Origin of the sequence: Acinetobacter sp. V104_13 (genome assembly GCF_031798995.1) — a bacterium.
In the GTDB taxonomy this organism is placed as follows: Bacteria; Pseudomonadota; Gammaproteobacteria; order Pseudomonadales; family Moraxellaceae; genus Acinetobacter; species Acinetobacter pittii.
The window spans coordinates 238,929-257,813 of sequence record NZ_JAVQNP010000025.1; the positions used below are offsets into that span (position 1 = coordinate 238,929).

Below are 18,885 nucleotides of genomic sequence, written 5' to 3' on the forward strand. Positions count from 1 at the left end.
AGGAATTAATATTTTTAATAAAAAAGGAGATCGCATTGATCTCCTTTTTGTGACACATTCAATGACAGTTTTTGATTACCACTTATGGCTATAAGAAACTTTAAGCGTTGCACCATTTGCCACTAAATGGCTAGTGTTATCGCTAGTTCGTAATAATTGGCTATAGAGAGGATAGTACTTGCGGTTAAACATGTTCTCTAAACCAATCGTCACAGTGTCTTTTTTGTTAAGTGCAAAGCTACTGATTAAATCTGCTGTTGTATATGATTTTACATCATAGCGACCAAAACTATTTTTGCCATTTAAGCGGTAATCTTCTGAACCGAAGTAAGTGGCTTGCAGGCGGTTCGTCCATGTTTCCGTTGGGCTATAAGAAATATAACCTGTCAGTTTTAATGGTGGAATACGGAAGCCTGTCATATCTTGTTCAGCACCGTTTTGCGGCTTTTCACGACCTTTCATCCACGTAACACTACCACCAGTTCCCCAAACATTGGCATCGTCAAGATAATCAAATGTTGCTTCAACACCAGTGACTTTTTCTTTGGTTCTAGCGAGTACTAAACCATTGTTGAAAGATTGCACAGCACCTAGGTCGGAAGTAGAGTGGAAGACCGCTAAACTTGAAGAGAAGTTATTGAAGTTTCCTTTCCAACCCAACTCGTAGTTATCTACTTTTACGGGTTCTAAGAATGATGAACCAAGGTTAAAACCTTCACCAGCATTACGAATAATCAAACCAACATCAGGTAGTTGGAAACCTTGGTTAAACGATGCATAAATCGAGTTTTGATCATTCGGTGAGAAAGTCAAATTGGCGTTGTATAACCATGCATCGGCTTTCACTTTTCCGCCTGGAACTGTATAAGGGTTAGTCTTGCCTAATTGTGATAATGGAACAAAGCTATCAATTTGGGCGTAGCTATCTTCATAGCGTGTACCGGCTTCTGCTGACCATTGATCATTAAAGCGGTGCTTTAGCTGTACAAAACCACCAACACTTTGCGTGGTGAGCTCAGGCAAATAAATAAGCTTGCCAGTTTTTACAAATTCTAAGCCACCAGATTGATCATAAATTTTTTGATCGAAAACATCTAAAGGCATTTCGCTTTTTTCACGGCTAAAGTCGCCCCCCCAAACCAATGAGGTATCTCCTAAAAACTCAAGTGGTGTGGTAACAGTTAAGCGGCTACCGAGTACGTTATTTTCTTGATAAATCTGATCGACTTGTCCACCACGATTTGCATTTTTTCGTGCATCAAATGGTGAAAAACGGGTAAAGAAGTCGCGGTAATAAATTTGAGCATCAACTTTATTACCAAAAAAGTCTTTATGGTTATAGGTTAAATTGTAGATCTGGTTTTCGTTTTTATTTTGGTCTTTGAGCTTTAGGCCTTTAATGGCTTTGGCTGGTACGGTTCCGGCAGGGGCATTCTTCACACTTGGGTCAGATGCATAATCTGAGTCTTGCTCAGCATTGTAGTAGTTTGCAGCAAACTGTAGGTATTGGTTGTCATCAATATGATAACCAAGTTTACCACCTACGCTGTAAGCATCGGCATCATATAAATCGCCTTGACTTGGTTCCGGTGCAACACGGTCACCACTTGCATCGTACGGACTACCAATACGTTGGTAACCAAAGTCGAGCGCATAGTCAAAAGCGTTAAAGCTGCCTGTGAAATATTGATGAATATCGCCACTTAAAGCATTAGAACGGAAATTTGTTAAAGGTGTTTGAAGTCCAACCACGGTTTTAGCTGTAGGTTCACCGCCCGCAGCTTTCGTAGTAATTGAAATAATACCACCAGAAGCACCACCACCATAAATTGCGTTACTGCCTCGAATGACTTCAATATTTGCAATACTTTCAGGATCAATTGCTGAAAGTCCGCGTGATGTGTCACGTGTCAGGTTCATTGGTACGCCATCGACCAAGATGAGGGCATTACGGCCACGTAAAGTTTGACCATAATCGGTAATGGTTCGGCTTGAATCTGATAGGCCCGGTACGGCTTTCGCTAAAACGGTTGCAATACTGCCAGATGAACCATTTCTTAAAAGTTCAATTTGTTTTTCATCTAGCTTAGTGACTTGCTTGGCAGAAGTAGAAAGTTCATCTGCACGTGAAGCGGTAATTGTGATTGTAGGTAATGCTTCAGGCTTTTTTTCAGCATCGGTTGTCTCAGAAGACGAGGCTGCAAAGGCTGAGTTTGAGAGAAAGATGGCCCCACCAAGTGAAAGGAGTGGAATAATATTTTTTACTTCAGACTTCCTCGTAAAAAGTTTGTGACTTTTTATCTTATTTCCCATTGTCTCGCCCTGAGAGTGATTTTAAATTTGTCGAATTATAAGTGAGAATGATTGTAATTCACAATATCGTTGTTGGACAAAAAATAATAAAATTTATTTTTATTAATTGTTGTGTAGAGGAAGGTGCATCCATCGCTCTACACAACTGAAAATTTATGAGATTTCTTTATAAGAATTCAAATGATTTTGATGGGCACGGCGAATAATGCTGCGGTCATCGCCCAGTACAAACAGCTGAACGGATTGTTGTTTCCATGCCGCAATATCTTCAGGTTGTCGGGGAATAGCACAGAAATGCTTTTGACTATTTTTAGTCTTTATATACATCTCTTGAACTTTTTCTTTCACTTTTGGATGACTAGATTGCCATGGCATTCCCATAGATTGAGAAAGGTCGACAGCACCTTCCAGAATAATATCAATACCTTCAACTTTTAATATTTCATCTAGTTGTTCTAGTCCTTCCAAGCTTTCAATCATGGCAACGACAACAGTTTCGTTTGCTGCGTATTGAACAAAACTAGCTAAATCATCCATGCCATATCGATTTAACCTTGTCGAGTTGAGACCTCTTTGCCCAAGAGGCATATAGTGACAATAGTTCACGGCTTCTTGTGCTTGCTGAGCATTTTCTATACGCGGAAAAACAATACCCGTTACCCCTGCATCGAGCAGAGGTAGAACTAAATGGTTGGCGTTTAACGGCACCCTCACAAAGACATCAAGACTCATGGCTCTAGCAGCTAAAATCATGGTCTCGACTTGAGACGTACTAAATAAAGTATGTTCCAAGTCGATAATAATAAAGTTGTAGCCCGCAAGTGCCATTTGCTCGACATTAATCGGAGAAGCTACGGAACAAAAGATTCCGTAGAGCGTCTCGCCATTTGCTATTCGTTTCTTAAAAGAAATCGAATGCTTATTCATATTCAATTTCCTTAATCAGGCTGAGCGGGTTCGGCGTGGTTTGTACTCTTAAGCGAATTTCTGGAAGGAAACGGCGGCTTGCGAGTTGTTCAATATCGATGGTGTCATCTGTAAAGTTAAACAATTCATATCGCTCGGCAAACTCTGGGTGAGCTTCTTTATGCTGATTAATAATGGTTCTTAACATGGTCCAGAATTTGATTTCATCGAAGTCATAATGTTCATTTAAGAAAATCGCTAACTCAGCCAGATTTACAAACCAAAGCGCATCTTGAGTAAAGTCTCTTAACTCATTTGGAGAGTGGGTTTCCAAGAACGAGTTCGGGTTAATCTTGGCGTGCTCTTTTGGCGCATCTTGTAAGTTGGGTAAAAGGCTCGGCTCACGTAAAAGATGACGACTAAAACGAATTCCATCATGGAAATCTTTCAAAGCCGCTTTAACGGGTAAGCCATTTTTATGAATTAGTACCATGTTTTGTGCATGTGATTCTAAAGCGAGGCCGTGACACCACAAAATATGCATGATTGGTAAATAAGCATTGCTGAGTAATTTTTCTAACCAGAACTCAATACCATACTCTTGGATCCACTCATCGATTAGTGGTTTTTGGTCCGTATCAACTTGCATTAGACCCGTTACAGGCGTTGCTGATTCGCCTTCTTTTAAGTAGCTGTAAATACTTTCGCGCCAAATGCAAGCCAGTGCGCCGTATTGAACAGGTAGCGCAATTTGCTGGTTCACTGAAAGACCGCCGATCTCTCTTAAAATAACAGGCTTACGCTGTTTTTCTAAAATATGGTCTTGTTCAATAATGTTATAAAGCCAGTCACTCATTTTCGCCGCATTTTGAACGGTATGCGGTGCCAATACACGAGAGGTAGAAGTATTGACCAAGTTCATTGCCAATTTAAGAGAAAGCGCTGAGATGTCGCTAATATTTGATAATGTGCGAATCGACTGTTGCGGTAAATAAGTCGGACCTTCAATATCTAACGGGATGATCAGTTGGTTGCTAATCGCATCTTGATAATATAATTCAATAATTTTATCCCACTGCCACGGGTGAATTGGGGTGAGGATATAATCTTTAAAATCTATATTTTGCTCTTTCAATTGATCGTTAATGGCTTGTAGATCTTTTTCTGAAAAATGCTGTTTATAAAGCTGCTCTAAGTTAATGGTTTCACTTAAAACCAGTTTGCATAAACTGTTATGAGTTGCCACCCATTGAACCGTAAAACCTTCAGAAAGCTCTGGTGCATATTTTTGATTTTCTTTTAAATCGAAGCCGATACGAGACTTAAAACTCGGGTGATATAAATGGGCGTTGGTAATCCGCGCTTCTTGTTCTAAATAAGGCAAAGTTCTTAAAGGTTGGGCAGGTATTTGGCTCAAAGTCTGCGCATGTTTAACGTAAGTTAAATTGAGTTCATCATTAAAGTTTTGCCATTTAACTGGGTCAGCTTCAATAATATTTTTTAAATCGGCAAGTAGCGTTTTTAAGCTAGGACGAGTTTCAGCATCTAAACTAATATCAGAACGGACTAAACTCGAAGGATTTAACTTAATTCGTTTAAAACTAAAATGTCGTTTGGCCGCGCAAGTATAAAAAACGGTATCGGAAATATAAAACTTGATCTGACCTTTAGAAAACTCGTATTTAAAAGTATTTTCAAAAATGAGTGCTTCTAATAATTGACTCATCACGCGATTTTCCGCGAGGGTTTTATAATTGGTTTGTTGTGTTGGTTGAAGAGGGCAAAGCGCTTCTGCACCGCGATATTTATAAATAGGGTTTTCAACTTCAATCCAGATAGGATTGCCACCACTGTGGTAGAGCGTATTTAACATATTTGCCTTGATTGGTAATGTGAGTGAATTAATTAATAAATCGCGATATTGCTGGCCTTTGGCGCTAAAATTTTCTTGCGTGAGCGTAAGGCGTGTGGCTTGCCAAAGCTCAGATTCTTCAATGGCCGTAACTCGTGCAATTGCACTGATGAGATGAGCAATGTGATTGATCACGAGGTAATATTTTAAAAAGATCCATGCATCTTTCTGAGAGAACCAAACGGTACTATCTTCAGAAATAGATGAGTCATCTTCTATCATTTCTGGAACAATGCTAATGCCTTCCATGTCTCGAAGAATAAGGCGATGTGGATAGCCGTTTTTAAATTCCATTAAACTATTTTGCATGTGCGCTTCTACGCTAATGCCTTTGTTTGCAAACAACTCAATTAATGGAATGAGTGAAACTTTAACGTACTGTTTCCACCAGAAAGTAATGAAGTCTTTCGCGTTTTTCGATTGTAGATTTTGGTTGGGTGCCGCTTGCTGAATAATGCTTAAAAGCGGGATTTCATGATTTTCATTTTCTTCAACCAAGCCACCGAGCATTCTGGTATTTTCTAATGTCTCTGGCGTGAGTCCTGCTCTATAAAGAATACCAAATGAACTCTCAAGCTCTGGAATTTTGACTGTTTTTGCCTCTAACTCCGGCAGAAACACAAGGTCTGGATATTGCTCATTAATCTTTTGATTAATAATAATTTTGCTCGCATCAATCGCGCGTTCCATTTCATCCATTGGGTTATTACGAATGAAACTGGTAATTCGTACATCAATTGATAGCTTTAAGAATAGATTCGATTGAGGCAACCATACTGTACGAACGGATGAGGTCGGCCATACGGTTTGACCTAAAGCTCCCAGATAGATCACGTCTTGGTTATCTAAATATTTCTTCAAAGATGGATGTTGACGTAAGAAGTTAGCTTGCCACGGATGGGTTGGCATTAGCTCGTAATTTGCTAAGTTTTCTTGCAAACGCTCTTTTGCAGTTTCTACAACTTTATCTTCAATACGGTGAGAAGGCTGTTCTTCACTTACAAGCTTTTGAATTAAAGAAGAATGAATTGCAAAGTAATGAAGTTGGAAACTTGCGCCTAACTCGGGGCTATATTTTTTCATGTCTTCTTTAGAGAAACCTAAATTGGCTTTAGAGGTCACATGAAAAGGGTGACCATATAACATGCCTTGTTCGGTTGCCTGAAAACCACTTAACGCTTTAGTTACTGTTTGGGAAGGCCTATTTTCTAAAAAGAATTTTGTATTTTCGATACTATTGGCAATATCGGAGTACAGGTTCTTATTTTGGTTTTTATCTTTAAATAAGCTATTCAGTTCATCTGTAATCAGCTTCACTAATTTTTTTGGGTCGGTGAGCGAGTCAAATGTATTGTCGTTTAAATTTTGCAGAACAAAACCACGTTGATATCTATGATAACCAGTGGTGGATAGATGCTGAACTGCACCATAAACAATCGTATTAGATGCATTAAAAGTATAAGCAAAATACAGGGTGTCTGGGCGCTCTGCATACAGTGTGAATAAAGGAGAATCTTGAGCTGGGATAATATGCTTTTCAAGATTTACTTTGAGTTCACGAAAGAAAGTATTCAGGTACTGTTCGAAAAGTTTATAAGACCATGCATCGGTTGTAATAATTGAGTTCATTCTTGTGCCTCTTCTAAAATTGTATCCATTAAGAATCTGTTCAAAATCACCACTAATCCCGCACCGATAAAAAATAGTGAGGTGCAGATTAATGCAGCAGTAATATTGAAAAATGAGTAGGTGAGCGTGATCGTGATTGGGCCAATAAGTTGTCCTAAGACAAAGGCACTGTTAGAAATACCAATCACTTTTCCTTGGCTTTGAGCGCCGGCTTTTAGAGAAATTGTGTGCAAGATCGAAGGAATAAGGGCTGCAAAGCAGAAGCCTTGTATGAGTCGTAATACAAGAATCAGCCAGAGATTAGAAACCCAGATCAATGCGAAAATCGTGATGCCGCAAATTAAGGATGCGTAAATGAAGTTATTAAAAGAATCTCCTTTATCATCATTTCTTTTTCCCCAATAGGTTGCAGCAATAAATGCTGCTCCCCATGAAAGCGCATGAATTGTTCCCGTTAAACTCGCAGCAGATAACGATGAGTGAGTGCTTTGGCTTATTTCACTAATGTATAAAACAAAGCATGACACCAAACCAAAGCCGCCCGCTTGAACTAAAATGCCGGCGCTTAACCATGAAAAAATCGTTCTATCAAAGAAAGCTGGAAGCTTAGATTTCTCTTTGGTTTTTGTGGTTTCGGTTTTAACGGGATTGGTTAATACAAATGACGCAATCACAATGAGTGTCATCACAACAAATGCTGTCGCGTTGAGTAATACTTCAACCCGCCATTGATCCATAAATATCCCGCCGAGCACGGGACCACATAGGCAAGCTAGCGCAACACTACTTTGTAGTTGCCCAAAAGCGGCACCACGTTGTTGTTCATTAGAAAGATATGAAACATAGGCATTTAAAATCACGGAAAGACCGCAAAAACCCAGTAAAATTCGCGCGAAAATAAACAGGTATAAATGCTGGGCGCTCGCCATGAGCAGTATTGAAATACAGAAACCAGCCAGAGAAAGTAACAAGGCTTTTTTATGGCCGAATGTGTCGGATAGATGACCCACAATTGGTGCTGTAAATAAGCTGCCAATAGCTGGAGCTGCGAGTGCCAAACCTGCCCAGATAGTGGGAGCACTCATATGCGCAGTCAGTTTTTCCATATAGAGCGGCATGATTGGAATCAGCACCATGAGCCCGAAAGTGGAAAAAAACTGACAGAGCAAAATAATGAAATGATCTAGGCGAGATGAGTGCATGATTTAGATATCCATGGTCTCATAGCTAGAAACAGATAAGCTCTGATAAGGGTTTGGCGTACTTCCGATTTTACTTGGCATACCTGTTGAGTCGCTTTCTTGCGCAAGTAGAGGAGTAAGTAGCTGTTTGAATGGCCAAGTCTTATTGTCAAAAAGATAAGTTTGAATTTGAGATTTTGTTTGTTCTGAAATAGATTGGGTTTCTACAAAATCTTGAATAATGTCTTGAACCATTTCCCAGAAATCGCTTTCTGTACGATCCGTATATTTCAAAGTAGCTAAAGCAATCGGGTAGAGGTTAATTTGAATCCCTAGGGTAATGAAGTAATTAAATAAGTCTTCATTTTTAGTAAAGATAAGATTGTTCGGTGTGCTGGTATCGATGGTATAAATCGGAGGGGTAAAACCACTTTCTTTAATGGCTGTGGTACATATTCTTAAGGTATCGTGGTCACGCAAAACAAAGCATTTCAACTTATTATTTTCATAACACACCATGGTGTTTTGCCCGTGGCATTCAGGCATGATTCCTTTTGCCCAAAGCGTTAAGAATGTTTGAATAAAATGAACACTTAAGTCTTTTAGTAATGACCATTTGTCACCTTCAACGCCTAATGTTTCCCATGGGTCAACATAGGTACAGCTTAAAGCTGACATAGTGATTGGCGTGACATTTTTATCTTGGCAAAAGTCGGGTAAATGTCGGACTTGGCAACCGATTACACCTAAATTTTTTACAATCGGCTCTTGTTTACCCAGCACCCACCAGTGGGTTTCATTGCTCAAAAAGAGACGATTTTTTATTAGAGCAGTTTCATTAATGACGTCATTTAAAAAATCATAAGCCGTATGACCATTCATTAAATAACGGCCTGGCATAGAGCGGATTGCACCTAATGTTTTGGCATTGGTCGAGAGTTTTAAGTGCAGAGTAGGGTTTGTGTTGTGAATAAGAGTTCTTAAAGAAGAAGTCGGTAAACCAATTGTGGTGACATGGTTTAGGTCAATACCGTCGTACTTATTTTCTTCAAACTTTAAATAGCGATGTTGCGTCTCTAACAAAGGCAGGGCTAAGTAATCATCTGAAAGCTGAGCCATTTTGTGAGCAATATGACTTTCCTCAACTTCTGATAACAGAAGCTCTTTATGAGGAATCGACTCTATATTGTTGATGACGTCATCCTTCTTAAATGCCCACCAATACACCTCAATTTCTTTTTGAGTTGTGAGTGGTGTAAGTTCACCTTTTGAGTGAGCGAATGGATGAAATGGACGGTCAGCTACCAGCGATAGCAATTCACTAGTAATCAAAGGCGAAGAAAATGAAAGGGCTGACTGTAAAATTTGAGGAATTTTTTCAGCCGTTACTAAGTTGTCGAGCCAATAATCAATCGCTTTTTGATGGTGTGGGGATGGCCACCAAGTTGCTTGGGTTAAATAGTTAAAAACTTCAGAAATAGAAATTTTAGAAGTTGTATTGCTCAATAGGTTATGAAGCAAAACTTCGGGTTGGGTAACATAGAAAGGATTTACACCATCTACTTTTAAACAGCTGAAATAGAGTTCCAACTCATCATTGAGAGTAATTGCCAGATAAGGCTTTTTATAGGAAATATGATCTCTAAAATCTCCATAATTCTCCATGTAGAGTGCATCTATCGTTTTTTGTAGTTGTGCTGTGTAAATCCGATCTAACATTTTAGTTATTCCTATTCTTATAAAAGCGGTAGAACCGTGCCAACGTTTTGTTCTTGTGCAGCATTGAAGAACCATTTAGCGCAGACAATGTCATCAATCGCCATGCCCATTGGGTTGAGCAAAATGATTTCATCTTCGCGTTCGCGGCCGTTTTTATGACCAATAATGATGTCGCCAAGTTCAGCATGTAGTTTTTCACGGCTGAATAAGCCATCCTCTACCAGCACGTTGATGACTTTCTTCTCTCGGTTTGATTGGTCCCAGTCATCTACAATCACTTTGTCGACTTTTAAGAAGACTTCAGGCTCGATATCCATAATTGAAATATTTGAAACAAAGCAGCCTTTTTTAAGCCACTCAAATGGAATGTAAGGTTTATCTGAGACTGTGCAGGTAATAAGGACGTCAGCTTGCTGAATCGCAGACTTAGCACTGTCATGAATTTCAATTTCTAGATGTGGATATTCTGATAAGAACAATGCTTTGAGTTTTTCAGCTGCTTCAGGGTTTACATCAAATAAATGTACTTTTTTCACTTGAGCATATTGTTCAAGCACAGTTTTAATTTGCATTTGAGCAATTGGACCGCAGCCAATTACAGTAATGTCTGAAAAGTCTTTTTTCGCTAGATATTTAATCGAAACACCAGTAATTGCCGCAGTTCGCATGGCACTGATGAGACTGCCTTCCATCACCGCAACTGGATAATTTGTTTCTGAGTCATTTAAAACAATCAGTGCGCTGGCACGCGGAATATTGAATTTTTTAGGGTTATGTTGTCTTGAACCAATCCATTTGATTCCAGCAATCGGGTCGTTGCCGCCTAAATAACAAGGCATTGCAATAATACGGTCGGCAATATGGTCTGCACCTTGCCAGCGAAGATAAGGTTTTAAAGGTTGTACAAACTGTTTATTTGCATGCAGGGTTAAACCTTCAGTAATCGCTTCAATAAATGAATTACTATGATTTGCGCCAAGATTTAATAAATCTGATTGACTTAAATAGCGAAGGGTAGCCAAATTGCTCATGAATATTTCCTAAGGAGAAGGTTAAACAACATTTTGTAAAGTAAGGTTTTCTTGGCGTCGTAAGTTTCGATTGAAATGACGCTTCTTGATCATTTCGAACCATTCATCTTCATAGACCAGATCGAGATAACGGTCGCCACGATCGGGCAACAGTGTTAAGACGCACGATCCATCAGGAATGGTTGGAATCAGTTTTTTGATGGCTGAAATTGATGAGCCACTTGAACCGCCAGCAAAGATTCCTTCATGCTCAAGAAGTTCTCTGCAACCGAGTGCAGACTCATAGTCATCTACATAAATGACATCATCAATTTCATCGGGGGAGAGTAGCGGTGGGACTGTACTTGCACCAATCCCAGGAATTTCGCGTGGACCAGATGTACCACCGAACAACACAGAGCCGACGATATCGACTGCGATCACTTTTAATTCTGGAAATCTTTCTTTAAGGCGACGAGATACGCCCATAATCGTGCCAGAGGTACTTGCCCCAATCACGAGGTAATCAATCTTGCGATCAATTTGATTTAGGATTTCTTCTGCTTCTCCAAAATAATGGCTTTTCCAGTTATTTGGGTTGGCATACTGATTAATCCAAACAGCATTTGGAAGCTGTTGGCAGAGTCGTTTTACAGTGTCGATTCTGGTTTTTAAATAACCGCCGTTTTGATCTTTTTCAGAGACCATTTCGATATTGGCCTTGTAGAGCTTCAACATTTGTAAGTTTGCTGAGGCAATTTTCGGGTCAATAACGGCAGTAAATTTTAATCCATATATTTTGCAGGCCATTGCAAGCGCAATCGCTAAGTTCCCTGATGAGCTTTCAACAATATGACTATCTTTATTAATCACTCCAGATTTCAGGCCTTCCTGTAGCATGAATAATGCCGGACGGTCTTTAATACTTCCTCCTGGGTTTAACAATTCCATTTTCGCAATCACTGAGATCGATTGATGCGTGAATAGCCTTGATAATTGTAGTAGTGGCGTTTTACCTATGCAGTCGAGAATATTTTCATGGATCATGGTAGATCTTCTCAGGTTTTTATGTGGTGTGAATGATAATGATTATTAATTTAATTATTATTACCATTTGTGCCATGATTGTTGCGGTTTGTAACTAAAAACAGGAGGGACTTAGAGGATTTTTCACTAATTTTTTTTATCTAATTATTTGAATCGTAATATTTAAGTTTTACAAAAGGATTAATAAATAAATCTTTTTAAATATAATGACATAGGCAATAAATTACTTTAGAGCTAAAAAAATTAATTTAATTAAGACAGATGCGAGAAATTATTTTGAAGAAATAAAATGAAATTTATGACCTCATCCGCGTAATTGATGCATCACTATTCTGTCTTGAGCATGGGTAGATTTAAGGCTTAAAGAAGAGATAAATATTTAAAGACTGACTTAAGATGCTTTGAATAATGAACTGAAATTGATCAAGTGGCAGTTATTGATATGAAAATGTCTGAAAATGATACGCTTAGATAGATATGATCATTTCCATAAGCGCTATATTTTCCACGGATCAGTTGAGCCTAGAAAATATAGGAATGCGTGTTTCGCATTTTGTCTTATGGGTCTTTCAAGCTGTCTTTGTCATAAAAGACAGCTTTTTTTTATGGCGATTTAATAAGTAGAAAAGTTATGAACGATAGCATTGTTTAGCTTTTTCATAAGCCTCAAGATTAATGCATTGAGCACCCAAGCTTGTGATTTGTGCTTGGTCGAGTTGAAGTTCATCCCATTTTTGCATTTGCTCGAGCAGCCAATAAAAGTCTTCTACTTTTGGAAGTGCACTTTCTTTTACTAAATGACGGACAATATCCTGAATCATATAGTATTTGTCGACATGTACTTCTTCTGAACAATGGAAGCGCACAATTCCAAACTCGACTAATAATTTTAAAATTGGAGCAAACTCGTCTAACTCACTCAATTCTTGTTGGGCCTTCATAATTGCCGTGGTGAGTGCAACTAGTGTTTGTGGATGCTGTTCAGCCCATTCTTGAGTTACGGCTAAAACCTTATCAGCCACAGGTGGAATAATGTTTTGACTTGAGCAAATCATTTTACTTAAACCTAAAAGCTCTCCTTGAGTATTCCAAGGTTCTCCTACACAAAAACCATCAATCACATGTTTGTCTAATGCTTCAACCATATAAGGTGGCGGTAATGTTTTGAGCTGGATAGATTGAGCAAGTTCAGGCTTTGCTAAGGCGAGCCACTCTCTTAAACAATAATGATGAATAGAATGCTTAAATACATGCGCTAAAGAAATGGAGTGACCTTGTTCGAGATAATCTGCCACTTTTTGCGCTGTTACTTGAGCCATATCATTTTTTTGAATTGCAAGTTGATGAGTAAGTTTTTGACTTAAGCTAATGAAAGCACGGTTTTCACTTAAAACGAGTGATGTTTGTAGTGGCGTGCCAATTTGATCTGTGCCGACAGCCGCCGCAGGTAACATTGCAGATAAGCAGTGTGCTGCATCTAATAGACCAAAAGCAAGACGGTCTCGAAGACTTGCCCATGATGCTTCTTTAACTAAAGTGACATCTAAACCCACCTCTTCAAAGAAGCCTCTTTGTTTTGCCCAAAGCAATGCAAGACAATCAAGCAAAGGAATATAGCCGAGTTGTAATTGAGTCTTTTCTAATGTGCTCATTTATTCATCCTTTAGTTGATTGTTGAGTAATTTTTGGGCATCAAGTAACCGCCGTGCCATTTCTCCAATCGTTATACGGTGACTCATGGCATTTTTTCTGAGAAGTTGGAAAGCTGTATCTTCAGGCAGACCGTGGAGTTGCATCAGTAACACTTTGGCCTTTTCAACATCTTTACGATCAGCCAGTTTTGTTTGAGCCTCTTTTAAATCACCTTCGAGTTTTTTGTGTTTTTTATATTGCTCAATCGAGATTTCTAAAATGGTATGTAAGCGGGCAGGATCTATGCCATCTACAATATAAGCCGTTACTCCCGCATCGATGGCTTGTTTGATGGTGTCTTTATCTGAATTTTTAGTGAACAGGACAGTCGGTAGGTCATAGCTACTCACACAACTTTCAATAATGTCACGATGAGGATGATCCATATCGAGCAAGATCACATCGGCTTGTAAATGCTCGAGACGAAAAATATTTAAATGGTCCAAAGTAAGGCAAGCGACCACTTCAAAATCATTTTCAAGCAGACTTTTTCTTATATAGTCTGCTCGCGCATGATCATCATCAATAAGGGCTATTTTGAGTTTTGGCATAAGTTCAGAAAATCAGGCTAAGAAAATGCGCCAATTCGACGCGTTTTTTGTTATGAGGTTTTAAGCAAGATTAGTGCCATCCAAAACTAAACAAAAAATCCAGTTTAAGTGGCATTTCAGCAAGCTAAAGAATGAATGTGGTCAATCTTGGTGCAAAAATACGATTCATTTTGTGGCAAGACATATTTTTATTTCAACTATTTAAGTGTACAGCGATGGGGCAAATAGAATAAGACATTATTTTTATAAGATAGCTGGCGAAATTATATCTATATGAAATTAAAAATAAAAAAATTTTAAATTAAATTTGTATAAGAATTGGCATGCAAAATGCTTACTTAATTACAGGTCGAAGACGACCATAAGTTTTAAAGACGGCCAACGATGTCCGTTCTGATCGAATTTGTGAGTGCAACTGTGCACACAAAGAATTTACGTTCAGTCGGAGTGAAGGCCATGTCTTTATTTTTATTGCATAAAAAAGTTACATCTGAATTATCTAATTTTTCAGTTCCAGCGATGCGAGCCTTCTCTATGAGGGGGCTCGCTTTTTTTATTTCTTTTTATGACTTTGCTGTGCATTGGGTGTCATTAACGAGTGGGAAAAATGGATTCCAAGCAGCTACATGCTTTGTGAGATTGATTCGCTTCTCGGTAGAACACAAGGCAAAAAAACAATGTCTATTTGAGAACACAATAACGCAGCTTAAAAGCAACGTGATTTGAGGAGAAACACTATGAAATTGGTAATGATTGGTCATGGTATGGTGGGCCACAAATTCATCGAAGCCATTTTAGAAAAAGCAGATGATGAACTGGAAATCACGATTCTCGCGGAAGAACCTCGTATCGCCTATGACCGTGTACATTTGACAGAATATTTCTCTGGGAAATCAGCAAAAGATTTATCTTTAGCACGTTTTGACTTTGCTGATGCTCATGGCATTGACTTACGTCTAAATACAAAAGCAACTGCAATTGATACAGCTGCACAAACAGTCACAACCAATCATGGTGATGTCATCAGCTATGACAAATTGGTGTTGGCAACTGGTTCGTATGCATTCGTTCCACCAATTCCGGGTAATGACCGTGAAAACTGCTTTGTTTACCGTACGATTGAAGACTTAGATGCGATTCGTGCAGCGAGTCTCAATGCAAAAACAGGTGTAGTGATTGGTGGTGGTTTACTTGGACTTGAAGCTGCAAAAGCTTTACGTGATTTAGATTTAGAAACACATGTTGTTGAGTTTGCGCCACGTTTAATGGCAGTTCAAATTGATGATTTGGGCGGTAAAGTTTTACGCCGTAAAATTGAAGACCTTGGTGTAAAAGTTCATACACAAAAAGCGACACAATCTATCGAATGTGGCAACAGCACTACACATGTAATGAAATTTGCAGATGGTAGCGAGCTTGAAGCAGATGTCATTTTATTCTCGGCGGGGATCCGTCCACGTGATGAACTTGCACGTAACAGTGGTCTCGCGATTGGTGAGCGTGGCGGTATTGTCATTAATGATTACTGCCAAACTTCAGATAACAATATTTATGCCATTGGTGAATGTGCGCTTTGGCAAAATAAAATTTATGGTTTGGTTGCACCGGGCTATGACATGGCGCGTATTGCAGCAAAACACATTTTAGATGAAGAGTGTAATTGCTTCGCTGGTGCAGACATGAGCACCAAGTTGAAGTTGATGGGGGTGGACGTTGCTTCTGTAGGTGATGCACATGCCATGACTCCGGGAGCATTAAGCTATTTCTATGCAGATGAGCATGCACTGGTTTATAAAAAGATTGTTGTAAATGCAGATAAAACCAAATTGCTGGGCGCAGTTTTGGTGGGCGATGCGAAAGAGTACAACGATCTTTTACAAATGATGTTAAACGGTCTGGCTTTACCTGAAGTTCCTGAAAGCTTGATTATGCCAGGCTTTGAACAATCAGCAGGTAAGTCTGGTGGTAGCGGTGTAGATTTACTTCCAGACAGCGCGACCATTTGTTCATGTAACAACGTATCAAAAGCGGACATCTGCCAAGCAATTAGCGATGGTTCGACCTCTTTAGGTGCATTAAAGAAATGCACCAAAGCAGCAACAGCATGTGGTGGCTGTGCACCATTAGTGACGCAAGTGTTGAAGTCAGAGTTACAACGTCAAGGTGTGACTGTAAATAACCACATTTGCGAACACTTCCCGTACTCGCGTCAAGAGTTGTATCACTTGGTTCGTGTCAATGAAATCAAAACTTTTGATGATTTGATTCATCAACATGGTCATGGTCTAGGATGCGATATATGTAAACCTGCTGCCGCAAATATTCTGGCATCTTGCTGGAACGATTTCGTACTTGAGCCAAGTCATGCAGGCTTACAAGACAGTAATGACTACTATTTGGGTAACATCCAAAAAGACGGTTCTTACTCGGTTGTACCGCGTATGGCAGGTGGTGAGGTGACTCCAGATGGTTTAATCGCGATTGGTCAAATTGCGAAGAAATATAACTTGTACACCAAAATTACTGGCGGTCAACGTGTTGACATGTTCGGGGCGCAAGTTCATGAGCTTCCATTCATTTGGGAAGAGCTGAATGCTGCGGGCTTCGAGTCTGGTCATGCTTACGGTAAATCATTGCGTACCGTGAAATCTTGTGTGGGTAGCACATGGTGCCGTTACGGGGTAGACAACTCCGTTGGTTTAGCGATTGAACTTGAAAACCGCTACAAAGGTTTGCGTTCACCGCATAAATTGAAAATGGCAGTGTCTGGCTGTACTCGTGAGTGCGCAGAAGCACAAGGTAAAGACGTTGGTATTATCGCGACCGAAAAAGGGTGGAACCTTTATGTCTGTGGTAACGGTGGTATGAAACCACGTCATGCCGAGTTACTTGCATCTGACCTTGATAAAGCAACACTCATCCGTTACATCGACCGTTTCTATATGTTCTACATCCAAACAGCAGACCGTTTACAACGTACCAGTGTATGGCGCGACAACATGGAAGGCGGCTTAGATTACCTTAAATCTGTAGTGGTGGATGATTCACTTGGTTTGGCTGCCGAGCTTGAGCGCCGTATGGAACACATCATTGGCACATATCAAGACGAATGGCGTACTGCGGTGGAAAATCCTGAAGTTCGTAAACGCTTCCAAACGTATATCAACGCAGGAGCAAATGAACAGGCCGATCCACACATTCAATTTACAACTGAACGTGGTCAAATTCGCCCATTAACTGAAGCTGAACGTTCAGAAGACCGTATTCCAATGGTTGAAGCATAAAGGAGAGTTTCTATGAATATTGTACAAGACAAAAATATGCTTCCTGATGATCAATGGATTGATGTGTGTGCACTCGATGATTTAACCCCAAACACTGGCGCGGGTGCGCTAGTGGGTGGACAAGCGGTAGCAATTTTTCGTGTAGGACATGAAAAACGTGTTTACGTGCTGAGTAATAAAGATCCGTTTAGCCAAGCGAATGTGATGAGCCGCGGCATTATTGGAGATTTACAAGGCGAACGCGTCGTTGCATCGCCAATCTATAAACAACATTTTAGTTTGGCAACGGGCCGTTGTTTAGAAGATAAAGACCAAAAATTGGCGGTTTACCCGAGCAAAATTGTTGATAGCCGTGTTTGGGTCAATGCGGTGCCGCAAAAAACTTATATTACCAATACAGGTGTATCACAAGACAAACTTAAACTGGTGCTGATCGGAAATGGTTTGGCAGGGATGCGTTGTCTGGAAGATTTACTTGATATGGCGCCAGATCGTTATGAAGTTACGGTGATTGGTGAAGAACCATGGGGGAACTATAACCGTATTATGTTATCTCCAGTTTTATCAGGCGAAAAAACCATTGAAGACATTATGTTGCATCCACCGAAGTGGTACGACGATAAAGGTATAAAATTTATTGCCGGTGATAAAGTCGTAAAAATTGATCGTCCGCGTAAAGTGGTTTACACCGAAAAAGGTCAGACAGTTGATTATGATCGTTTGATTCTGGCAACAGGCTCGGCACCATTTATTCCACCAGTTCAGGGTGTCGACTTAAAGGGTGTGTTAACTTTCCGCGATATTTATGATGTCAACACCATGATTGAATACTGCGGTTCAAAAACCAATGCAGTGGTGATTGGTGGCGGTTTACTCGGTTTAGAAGCGGCGTATGGTTTAAAACAACGCGGTATGAATGTCACAGTCTTGCATTTGATGGACCGTATTATGGAACGTCAACTTGATGGACGTGCGAGTCAGTTATTACGTCATAGCATTGAACAAAAAGGTATTCAAATCATTACCGAAGCCAATACCGAAGCATTAATTGGTGATGAAGATGGTCATGTGAAACAAATCCGTTTAAAAGATGGTACGGTTTTAGATGCTGACCTTGTGGTGTTTGCTGTAGGTATTCGTCCAAATATTAGCTTGGCGCAAAGTGCAGGATTACGTTGTAACCGTGGTGTATTGGTGAATGACACCATGCAAACGTTTGATCCAAGTATTTACGCGGTGGGTGAGTGTATTGAACATCGTGGTCAAACTTTCGGTTTGGTTGAACCACTGTGGGGCCAAGCTTTTATTTGCGCGACCCATTTAGCAGAGCACGGCAGCTTAACTTTTAAAGCTCCGACCGTACCGACTCAGTTAAAAGTCAGTGGTGTCGATGTATTCTCGGCAGGCAATTTTGAGCCGAAAGATGATTATGAAGATATTATCCTGAATGATGAAAAACGCCAGATTTATAAACGTATTATCATTCAAAGCGACCGAGTAATCGGTGCAGTATTGTTTGGTGATACTGAAGATGGCATGTGGTATGCAGAGTTAATTGCAGATCAAACTCCTGTTTCTTCATTTAGAAATAAGCTGCTATTTGGTCGAGATTTTGCATTAAAAAATGCAGGCTAAATAGGG

Annotated in this window: 13 protein-coding genes; 4 read left to right on the forward strand and 9 right to left on the reverse strand. The window is 39.7% G+C overall.

All coding sequences use genetic code 11. The features are described from left to right. Positions 1 to 75 precede the first annotated feature (75 nt). The 7 genes from RMB06_RS10690 to sbnA all read right to left on the reverse strand — a co-directional run bounded on the left by RMB06_RS10690 (position 76) and on the right by sbnA (position 11,717). Entirely contained in the window at positions 76 to 2,313 is a 2,238-nt protein-coding gene (locus RMB06_RS10690) for a TonB-dependent receptor (protein ID WP_311079426.1), read from the reverse strand. 153 nt (positions 2,314 to 2,466) lie between these two features. Then, positions 2,467 to 3,240 carry an aldolase/citrate lyase family protein gene (locus tag RMB06_RS10695; RefSeq protein ID WP_311079428.1) on the reverse strand — a complete coding sequence of 258 codons (774 nt, stop codon included), beginning with the start codon at positions 3,238 to 3,240 and terminating at the stop codon, positions 2,467 to 2,469. Continuing rightward, a complete protein-coding gene (locus RMB06_RS10700; protein WP_311079430.1) occupies positions 3,233 to 6,760 on the reverse strand; it encodes an IucA/IucC family protein in 3,528 nt (1,175 codons plus the stop codon). The genes RMB06_RS10695 and RMB06_RS10700 overlap by 8 nt, the downstream gene beginning before the upstream one ends. Further along, complete coding sequence (locus RMB06_RS10705) at positions 6,757 to 7,962, reverse strand: MFS transporter (protein WP_311079432.1); 1,206 nt, start codon at positions 7,960 to 7,962, stop codon at positions 6,757 to 6,759. Before RMB06_RS10705 ends, RMB06_RS10700 begins: the two co-directional genes overlap by 4 nt. Before the next feature lie 3 nt (positions 7,963 to 7,965). Then, on the reverse strand, positions 7,966 to 9,606 hold the full coding sequence (locus tag RMB06_RS10710; protein WP_311079542.1) for an IucA/IucC family protein: 1,641 nt from the start codon (positions 9,604 to 9,606) through the stop codon (positions 7,966 to 7,968). A gap of 71 nt (positions 9,607 to 9,677) precedes the next feature. Beyond that, positions 9,678 to 10,691: a 2,3-diaminopropionate biosynthesis protein SbnB gene (sbnB, locus tag RMB06_RS10715; RefSeq protein ID WP_032055863.1), complete on the reverse strand. Its 1,014-nt coding sequence runs from the start codon at positions 10,689 to 10,691 to the stop codon at positions 9,678 to 9,680. 21 nt (positions 10,692 to 10,712) lie between these two features. Beyond that, entirely contained in the window at positions 10,713 to 11,717 is a 1,005-nt protein-coding gene (sbnA, locus tag RMB06_RS10720) for a 2,3-diaminopropionate biosynthesis protein SbnA (RefSeq protein ID WP_005068826.1), read from the reverse strand. 537 nt (positions 11,718 to 12,254) lie between these two features. On the opposite strand from sbnA, the gene RMB06_RS10725 reads away from it, so the two are divergent. Continuing rightward, entirely contained in the window at positions 12,255 to 12,341 is an 87-nt protein-coding gene (locus tag RMB06_RS10725; protein ID WP_081038164.1) for a hypothetical protein, read from the forward strand. A 5-nt stretch (positions 12,342 to 12,346) separates the two neighbouring features. Here RMB06_RS10725 and RMB06_RS10730 read toward each other — a convergent pair whose 3' ends face one another. Both RMB06_RS10730 and RMB06_RS10735 read right to left on the reverse strand, forming a co-directional pair. Continuing rightward, on the reverse strand, positions 12,347 to 13,369 hold the full coding sequence (locus RMB06_RS10730) for an ABC transporter substrate-binding protein (RefSeq protein WP_311079436.1): 1,023 nt from the start codon (positions 13,367 to 13,369) through the stop codon (positions 12,347 to 12,349). Next, positions 13,370 to 13,960: an ANTAR domain-containing response regulator gene (locus RMB06_RS10735; RefSeq protein WP_002115726.1), complete on the reverse strand. Its 591-nt coding sequence runs from the start codon at positions 13,958 to 13,960 to the stop codon at positions 13,370 to 13,372. It lies immediately after the preceding gene. Between the two features lie 384 nt (positions 13,961 to 14,344). On the opposite strand from RMB06_RS10735, the gene RMB06_RS10740 reads away from it, so the two are divergent. The 3 genes from RMB06_RS10740 to nirD are packed head-to-tail and all read left to right on the forward strand — an operon-like array spanning position 14,345 to position 18,879. Then, positions 14,345 to 14,686: a hypothetical protein gene (locus RMB06_RS10740; protein ID WP_068557134.1), complete on the forward strand. Its 342-nt coding sequence runs from the start codon at positions 14,345 to 14,347 to the stop codon at positions 14,684 to 14,686. An 11-nt stretch (positions 14,687 to 14,697) separates the two neighbouring features. Next, the gene (gene nirB, locus RMB06_RS10745; protein ID WP_017385976.1) at positions 14,698 to 17,244 is read left to right on the forward strand and encodes a nitrite reductase large subunit NirB; all 2,547 of its coding nucleotides are present in this window, start codon (positions 14,698 to 14,700) and stop codon (positions 17,242 to 17,244) included. A 12-nt stretch (positions 17,245 to 17,256) separates the two neighbouring features. Then, positions 17,257 to 18,879 carry a nitrite reductase small subunit NirD gene (gene nirD / locus RMB06_RS10750; protein WP_311079440.1) on the forward strand — a complete coding sequence of 541 codons (1,623 nt, stop codon included), beginning with the start codon at positions 17,257 to 17,259 and terminating at the stop codon, positions 18,877 to 18,879. Positions 18,880 to 18,885 lie beyond the last annotated feature (6 nt).

Bases quoted from the DNA above. Each gene is read 5' to 3' on its own strand.
- RMB06_RS10705 (WP_311079432.1), bottom strand. From the start codon at position 7,962: ATGCACTCATCTCGCCTAGATCATTTCATTATTTTGCTCTGTCAGTTT.
- nirB (WP_017385976.1), top strand. From the start codon at position 14,698: ATGAAATTGGTAATGATTGGTCATGGTATGGTGGGCCACAAATTCATC.
- RMB06_RS10690 (WP_311079426.1), bottom strand. From the start codon at position 2,313: ATGGGAAATAAGATAAAAAGTCACAAACTTTTTACGAGGAAGTCTGAA.
- RMB06_RS10735 (WP_002115726.1), bottom strand. From the start codon at position 13,960: ATGCCAAAACTCAAAATAGCCCTTATTGATGATGATCATGCGCGAGCA.
- RMB06_RS10695 (WP_311079428.1), bottom strand. From the start codon at position 3,240: ATGAATAAGCATTCGATTTCTTTTAAGAAACGAATAGCAAATGGCGAG.
- RMB06_RS10700 (WP_311079430.1), bottom strand. From the start codon at position 6,760: ATGAACTCAATTATTACAACCGATGCATGGTCTTATAAACTTTTCGAA.
- RMB06_RS10710 (WP_311079542.1), bottom strand. From the start codon at position 9,606: ATGGAGAATTATGGAGATTTTAGAGATCATATTTCCTATAAAAAGCCT.
- RMB06_RS10725 (WP_081038164.1), top strand. From the start codon at position 12,255: ATGCGTGTTTCGCATTTTGTCTTATGGGTCTTTCAAGCTGTCTTTGTC.
- sbnA (WP_005068826.1), bottom strand. From the start codon at position 11,717: ATGATCCATGAAAATATTCTCGACTGCATAGGTAAAACGCCACTACTA.
- RMB06_RS10740 (WP_068557134.1), top strand. From the start codon at position 14,345: ATGTCCGTTCTGATCGAATTTGTGAGTGCAACTGTGCACACAAAGAAT.
- sbnB (WP_032055863.1), bottom strand. From the start codon at position 10,691: ATGAGCAATTTGGCTACCCTTCGCTATTTAAGTCAATCAGATTTATTA.
- nirD (WP_311079440.1), top strand. From the start codon at position 17,257: ATGAATATTGTACAAGACAAAAATATGCTTCCTGATGATCAATGGATT.
- RMB06_RS10730 (WP_311079436.1), bottom strand. From the start codon at position 13,369: ATGAGCACATTAGAAAAGACTCAATTACAACTCGGCTATATTCCTTTG.